General features: G+C 71.4%; 7 protein-coding genes and 1 pseudogene. 4 read left to right on the top strand and 4 right to left on the bottom strand.

The annotated features are described in order from the left end of the window. Both WA805_RS26235 and mug read right to left on the bottom strand, forming a co-directional pair. A partial coding sequence (locus WA805_RS26235; protein ID WP_425243688.1) for a GlxA family transcriptional regulator occupies positions 1-797 on the bottom strand: 797 nt, incomplete at its 3' end. Positions 798-933: 136 nt separating this feature from the next. Next, entirely contained in the window at positions 934-1497 is a 564-nt protein-coding gene (mug, locus tag WA805_RS26230; protein ID WP_422289108.1) for a G/U mismatch-specific DNA glycosylase, read from the bottom strand. A gap of 91 nt (positions 1498-1588) precedes the next feature. On the opposite strand from mug, the gene WA805_RS26225 reads away from it, so the two are divergent. Continuing rightward, complete coding sequence (locus WA805_RS26225) at positions 1589-2119, top strand: DinB family protein (protein ID WP_422338286.1); 531 nt, start codon at positions 1589-1591, stop codon at positions 2117-2119. On the opposite strand, the gene WA805_RS26220 is transcribed toward WA805_RS26225, so the two are convergent. Beyond that, the gene (locus tag WA805_RS26220; protein ID WP_425243687.1) at positions 2079-3323 is read right to left on the bottom strand and encodes a MalY/PatB family protein; all 1245 of its coding nucleotides are present in this window, start codon (positions 3321-3323) and stop codon (positions 2079-2081) included. The two genes, WA805_RS26225 and WA805_RS26220, sit on opposite strands and share 41 nt — an antisense overlap. Positions 3324-3384: 61 nt before the next feature. On the opposite strand from WA805_RS26220, the gene WA805_RS26215 reads away from it, so the two are divergent. Then, positions 3385-4659: a D-arabinono-1,4-lactone oxidase gene (locus WA805_RS26215; protein WP_425243686.1), complete on the top strand. Its 1275-nt coding sequence runs from the start codon at positions 3385-3387 to the stop codon at positions 4657-4659. Positions 4660-4718: 59 nt separating this feature from the next. On the opposite strand, the gene WA805_RS26210 is transcribed toward WA805_RS26215, so the two are convergent. Beyond that, positions 4719-5162, bottom strand: coding sequence for a GNAT family N-acetyltransferase (locus WA805_RS26210; protein ID WP_422289839.1), 444 nt, complete (start codon positions 5160-5162; stop codon positions 4719-4721). 28 nt (positions 5163-5190) lie between these two features. On the opposite strand from WA805_RS26210, the gene WA805_RS26205 reads away from it, so the two are divergent. After that, positions 5191-5814, top strand: a complete 624-nt coding sequence (locus WA805_RS26205; protein WP_422289838.1) for a DUF2461 domain-containing protein — start codon at positions 5191-5193, stop codon at positions 5812-5814. 9 nt (positions 5815-5823) lie between these two features. Continuing rightward, a pseudogene (locus WA805_RS26200) lies at positions 5824-6009 on the top strand (hypothetical protein); the annotation flags it as partial.

Below are 6009 nucleotides of genomic sequence, written 5' to 3'. Positions count from 1 at the left end.
GCCTCGAGCCGCGCGCGGTCGACGTAGCGGCCGGGCGGCATCCCGACCTCGGCGGCGAAGGCGCGGGCGAACTGGCGCGGGGACAGGCTGGCCAGGCCGGCGAGGGCGTCGACGGAGAGGTCGGCGGCGGGGTGTTCGGCGATCCACTGCTGGACCTCGCGCAGCGGGGCGCGGCCCGCGACCTGGGCGGACAGCTGGGCGCTGAACTGCGACTGGCTGCCCGGGCGGCGCAGGAACACCACCAGGTGACGGGCGAGGGCGAGCGCGACGTCGCGGCCGAGGTCGTCTTCGACGAGCGCCAGCGCCAGGTCGATGCCGGCGGTGACGCCGGCCGAGGTGGCCACGTTGCCGCTCTTGATGAAGATCGGGTCGGGGTCAACCGTGAGGTCCGGGTACCGGGCGGCCAGCTCGGCGCTGTACGCCCAGTGGGTGGTGACGCGCCTGCCGTGCAGCAGCCCCGCCGCGGCGAGCAGGAACGTGCCGGTGCAGACCGACGCGATCCGGTCCGCCTCGCGGGCGTGGCCGGCCAGCCACCGCACCAGGACCGGGTCGGCGTGGCGGGCGCCCTGGCCGCCGGGGACGAGCAGCAGGTCCCAGTTACCGGTGAGCTCGCGCAGGTCAGCGGCGGGGGTGATGGTCAGCCTGCTCGACGTGGTGACCGGGCGGCCGCCAAGGCTCGCGGTCGTGACGTCGTACGCCGCGCCGGCGTTGGCGAATACCTCGAGCGGGCCGGTGACGTCGAGACTCTGCACGCCGTCGAACAAGACGATCAGCACGGTTCGTGGCACGTCTCCCAGTGTGCCGGCGTTCGGTCATGGCAGCAATGACGAATACCCCACCTTTGCTGCCATCGCCCGGGCCGGGTGAAGGCGGTGGATGGGCCATCGACCGCCTTCTTGGGTGGTCGATGGCCCATCGACCACGTTGGTGGGGTTACTGGGCGGGGCCGTCCTTCGCCGCCTCCCGAAGTTCGGCGAAGGCGCTCGCGAGCGCGGGGAGGAGCCAGTGGGCGTTCAGGCCGCTCGGGTTGGGGAGGATCCAGAGTCGAGCCGGGCCCAGCGGTTCGTCTTGCGGGCCGACGACGGCTTTGGGACGCGCGAAGGCGGTGCGGTACGCCGTGACGCCCAGCACCGCGATGAAGCGCGGGCGACGGGCTTCGGCGAGGGCGCGGAGCCGGACGGCGCCGTCGCGGAGTTCGGCGGCGGTGAGCTCGGCGGCCTGCGCGGTGGCGCGCGGCGCGATGTTGGTGATGCCGAGGCCGTAGCGGGTCAATTCGGCCTGTTCGGCCGGGCGCAGCTGGCGGTCGGTGAAGCCGGACAGGTGCAGGGCCGGCCAGAACCGGTTCCCTGGCCTGGCGAAGTGCCACCCGGTCGCCGCCGAGTACAGGCCCGGGTTGATTCCGCAGAACAGCACGTGCAGCGGCTCGCCGAGCGCGGGCAGCACGTCGGGGAGCGTGCGGTCCCGCGCGGCCGTCAGGGCGTCAGGGTCCAGTTTCATGCGTCCAATCCTTGCCGCCGGCCGCTATTTAGGAACGTACTTTGCCGGTATGGCCGCTAGCGTGGGCCATGTCCGAGCAAAGGAGAATGATATGGCGACGACCGCTACCGCAGTGGATGCCGAGCGGGCCGACCTGCTCGCGATGCTGGCCAAGCACCGGCACTTCCTGCGGTTCACCACCCGCGAGCTGACCGACGAGCAGGCCGGGCGGCGCACCACGGCGAGCGAACTGACCCTGGGCGGCCTGATCAAGCACGCGACGCTGGTCGAGCGGAACTGGGTGGACTTCCTCGTGCACGGCCCGGCAGCGATGGCAGGCTCCGGCGCCATGACCGAGGAGGGCTTCGCCGCGTGGCGGCAGCAGTTTCAGCTGCTGCCCGGCGAAACCCTCGCCGGGGCGCTCGCGGACTACGCGTCGGCCGCCTCGGCCACCGACGAGCTCGTGCGGACGCTGCCGGACCTGAACGCCGCGCAGCCGCTGCCGGACCGTCCCTGGTTCCAGCCCGGGGAACGGTGGTCCGCCCGCCGGGTGATCCTGCACGTCATCACGGAGACCGCGCAGCATTCCGGGCACGCCGACATCATCCGCGAGTCGCTTGACGGCGCCAAGTCCATGGGCTGAGGCCCGGCGCCGGGTGGGCTAACCCGCCATTCACGGCCGCCGCCATCCGGCGGACGATCTCGGTGAGGACGGGGCGCGGCGTCGCGAAGTTCAGCCTGACGTGATCGCGGCCGGCCTCGCCGCACGCTGCGCCGTCGGTCAGCAGCACCCTGCCCCTGGCGCGGAAGAACTCGGCTGGGCTCACCTCGATCTGACGGTCGCGGAACAGGTCACGGCAGTCGAGCCAGGCCAGATAGGTGCCCTCCGGCGGCTGGTAACGGCTGTCCGTCAGGTGCTCCGCGAGCAGGCCGGCCAGCAGCTGGCGGCTGCCGTCGAGGTAGCCGACGACGTCGGCGAGCCAGTCGCCGCCGTCGCGGTACGCGGCGGTGCTCGCCCGCACGCCCAGAATGCTCGCGCCGTGCTCGAACATGACCCCGCATTCGGCCCAGGTCGCGGCGTCGGCGTCGTTGGTCAGGATGAGCTGGGCGCATTTGAGGCCCGGCAGGTTCCAGCCCTTGGACGCGGCCGTCCCGGTGACCGAATGGCTCGCCGCCTGCTCGCTGACGGAGGCGTACGGGACATGCGTGCCGCCCGGGTAGATGAGCGGCGCGTGGATCTCGTCCGCGAACACGCGGCCGTCGTTGCGCGCCACGACCTCCGCCACGCCGGCCAGCTCGTCTTTCGTGTAGACCCGGCCGACCGGGTTGCACGGGTTGCACAGGATCAGCAGGTGGCCGCCCTGCCTGAAGGCGGCGTCGAGGCCGGCCAGGTCCAGCGCCGGGCGGCCGCCGGAGGTCGTCATCGGGACCTGGATGATCTCGCGGCCGAGCAGCGGCGGCCAGGTGAGGAACGGCATGTACGCGGGGGTCGGCAAGATCACCGGCGTGCCGGGCCGGGAGAAGACCGTGATCGCCGCCTCCAGGCCCTTGACCACGTCGGGCAGCGGCCGGACCCGGGCCGGGTCCACGGTCCACCCGTGGCTGTCGTGCTGCCAGGCCGCGCACGCCTGCGCCAGCTCCGCCGCCGCGTGATCGCTGAGGTAACCGAAGTCGGCGCGCCCTACCGCGTCGCGCAGGGCCTCGCTGATCGCGGGCGCCGCGCCGAAGTCCATCTCCGCTATGAACGCGCCGATGACGCCCGGCCCGCCGCGGGTCCATTTCAGGCTGCCGCGACGGTACAGCTCCTCGGCGGTGATCCGGTCGGCCGTCTCGGCGAACGTGGGCATGGCACCTGAATCCTGTGTCCGGGGCGGGGGTCGCTAAACAGTAACGCGATACCGTTACCCGGTGACGATCACGAACTGGGCGGGCAACGTGACGTTCACCGCCACCGACGTGCTCCGTCCCCAGTCGGCCGGCGAACTCCAGGCCATCGTGTCCCGCACCCCGAAGCTGCGCGTCCTCGGCGCAGGCCATTCGTTCAACCCGGTCGCCGACTCCCCCGCGATGGTCACCCTGGACGGCATGCCCGCCGAGGTCGAGATCGACTCGGCGCGGGCCACGGCCCGGGTGAGCGCGGGCCTCAGCTACGGGGAACTCGCCCGCGGGCTTGACGCGCGCGGCTTCGCCCTGGCCAACCTCGCGTCGCTGCCGCACATCACCGTGGCGGGCGCCGTCGCCACCGGGACGCACGGCTCCGGCAGCGGGAACGGGGCGCTGGCCACCGCGGTGGCCGGGATCGACATGATCACCGCGGAGGGCGACCCGACCACGATCGGACCCGGCGAGATCAGCGGCGCCGTGGTCGCCCTCGGCACGCTCGGCGTGGTCACCAGCCTGGAGCTGACGCTGGTGCCCGCCTTCGCGGTCCGGCAGTGGGTCTACGAGAACCTGCCCCGCGGCGAACTCGACGCGCGGTTCGCCGAGATCTTCGCCAGCGCCTACAGCGTGAGCGTGTTCACCACCTGGCGCGATCCTGGCAACCTCGACCAGGTCTTCGTGAAGCACCGGGCTGACGATGGCTGGACGGCGCCCGGTCGCTGGCTGGGCGCGCAGCTTGCCGGCGGCCAGCGAAACCCGGTGCCCGGCATGCCGCCCGGCTATACCACCCCGCAGGGCGGCGCCGAAGGCCCGTGGCACGAACGCCTGCCGCACTTCCTCGCCGACTTCACCCCGAGCGCCGGCGACGAGCTACAGACTGAATACCTGGTGCCCCGGGACCAGGCCGTCGCCGCCCTCGCGGCGCTCGACGGCCTCGCGCCCCAGATCGCCGAGCTGCTGCTGGTCTGCGAGCTTCGCACGGTCGCCGCCGACGACTACTGGCTGAGCCCGTGCTACGGCCGGGACACGGCGGCGTTCCACTTCACCTGGCGCAAGGACCCGGCCGCGGTCACCGCGCTGCTGCCGGCCATCGAGGACCGGCTCGCGCCGTTCGATCCCCGCCCGCACTGGGGCAAGGTGTTCACGCTGCCGCCGGATCGGATCGCGGCGAGCTACCCGCGGCTGGCGGCGTTCCGCGGCCTGATGGCCGCCTACGACCCGGCCGGCAAATTCCGGAACGCGTTCATCGACCGCGTCATCGCGTTAGGTCAGCCATCTTCGTATCACTTCTCGCCCCTCTGAAACGATTCAGCCGCCCTGAAAAGGACCGAAACTGATACGAAGATGCGGAAAGACGGAAGCTAAGCCTCCTCGTAGAGCTCGCGCGGCGGGCGCTTGATCTCCATGAAGCGTCCGGGGTCGGCCAGCGGCGTGAAGCCGCAGTCCGCGTACACCTGGTGCGCGTCCGAGGTGGCCAGCATGAACCGGCGCATGCCCGCCATGTCCGGGTGCGCGAGCAGCGTCTCGATCATCCAGTGCGCGAGCCCGCGGCCCCGGTGACCGGGCAGCACGAACACGTCAGCGACCCAGGCGAACGTGGCGCGGTCGGTGACAACGCGGGTGAAACCGACCTGGCTCTCTCCGTGATACAGGCCCAGGTTCAGCGAGTTCGCCACGGAGCGCTTGACGACGTCGCGCGGCACCCCTTCGGCCCAGTAGGACCCGGTGAGGAAGCCGTGCACGACGTCGAGGTCAACCCGCCCCGGATCGTCGTCGATCTCATATTCATCCTTGGTCACCAGCATGACCAGAGCCTACGAGTAGGGTGTGGCCATGGCGTTCGGCGGATGGCCGGCTGAGGCAGTGGAGTTCTACGAGGGCCTCGAGACGGACAACTCAAAGTCGTACTGGACCAGCCACAAGGCGGTCTACGAGGATGCGGTGCTGCGCCCGATGCAGGAGCTCACCGAACTGCTCGCGGCCGAGTTCGGCGAGCCGAAGATCTTCCGCCCGTACCGCGACATCCGGTTCAGCGCGGACAAGACGCCCTACAAGACGCACATCGGCGCGGTGCTCGGCCACACCAGCTACGTGCAGTTCTCCGCCGACGGCCTCGGCGCCGGGGCCGGCATGTGGCACCTGGAACCCGGCCAGCTCACCAGGTACCGGGCGGCGGTCGCCGCCGACGGCACTGGCGCCGATCTCGAGGCGATCATCGCCGAGCTGGAAAAGGCCGGCGTCGAGATCCACGGTCACGAGTCGCTCAAGTCCGCGCCCCGCGGCTACCCGCCGGACCACCCGCGGATCGGCCTGCTCAGGCACAAGGGCCTGACCACGTGGCAGCACTGGGAGCCAGGGCCATGGCTCGAGGAATCATCCGCCGCGGACAAAGTCACAGAATTTTTCCGAACGAGCGCCGCCGTCTGTTCCTGGCTCACCTCCCACGTCGGGAGCTGAGCGGCGCGCATGGTGTCGGTGCGCGCGACCGGACCTGGCGACTGGGAACTGGTGCGCGACGTGCGGCTGGCCGCGCTGCGGGACGCGCCCGACGCGTTCGCGTCGACGTACGAGCGGGAAGCGGCGTACACCGAGGAGCAGTGGCGCGGGTGGTTCAGTGACCGGTTCGCCATGTTCCTCGCGCACCTCGAGGAT

The sequence above is a fragment of the Trebonia sp. genome (assembly GCF_049794275.1).
Lineage (GTDB): Bacteria > Actinomycetota > Actinomycetes > Streptosporangiales > Streptosporangiaceae > Trebonia.
The sequence above is the reverse complement of the archived record's forward strand: the minus strand, read 5'-3'. Positions and strand labels throughout refer to the sequence as shown.